We start from the raw sequence: 519 nt of genomic DNA, 5'->3' as shown, positions 1-519 counted from the left end.
GCCAGGCGGCCAGATGCTGGCGTAAGGTGGCGAAGCGGGCCGGGATGGCGTCGGGTTGACTGTGGGCTTCCGTTACTGAGGGGCGTTTTTTTCTGTCTGGCGAGGCGAGCGTTGTTGCTAGGCTGGTCGGGATAGCGTGTTGCTGCTGCAACCAGTCGAACCACAGGCGTAAGGCCCGCAGGCGTCGGCGCTGACTGTCCGGCGTATAGAGCTGACCGCCGGCCTTGCGGTATTGGGTCAGATACTGCTGCCAGTTTGCCAGTAACGGCTCGGTGACTTGTGAAGCCGACAGGATGCCCTGTCCCTCACACCAGTTGACGAACGGCGACAGCCGTTCATGACTGGCGGCCTGGCTCTTTTGACTCAACCCCTGCAACAGCAGGTTATCCAGATAGGCGTCCAGATGCTGGCGCAGGGTCAGCTGGGTAGGCTCAGATTGATGTTTAACGGGTGATGACATGATGGGGTTTCCTGTAGAGAACAGCGGTTAGTGTTATCAGTGTGTGATACATCACGACG

The 519-nt window shown here is 59.0% G+C and carries 1 pseudogene; it reads right to left on the bottom strand.

What is annotated here, in order from left to right:
• A pseudogene (locus tag C5471_RS23580) lies at positions 1–460 on the bottom strand (site-specific tyrosine recombinase XerC); the annotation flags it as partial.
• Positions 461–519: the final 59 nt, after the last annotated feature.

The sequence above is a fragment of the Photorhabdus tasmaniensis genome (assembly GCF_011189505.1).
Taxonomy (GTDB): domain Bacteria; phylum Pseudomonadota; class Gammaproteobacteria; order Enterobacterales; family Enterobacteriaceae; genus Photorhabdus; species Photorhabdus tasmaniensis.
This window is presented reverse-complemented; position numbering and strand designations above follow the sequence as displayed.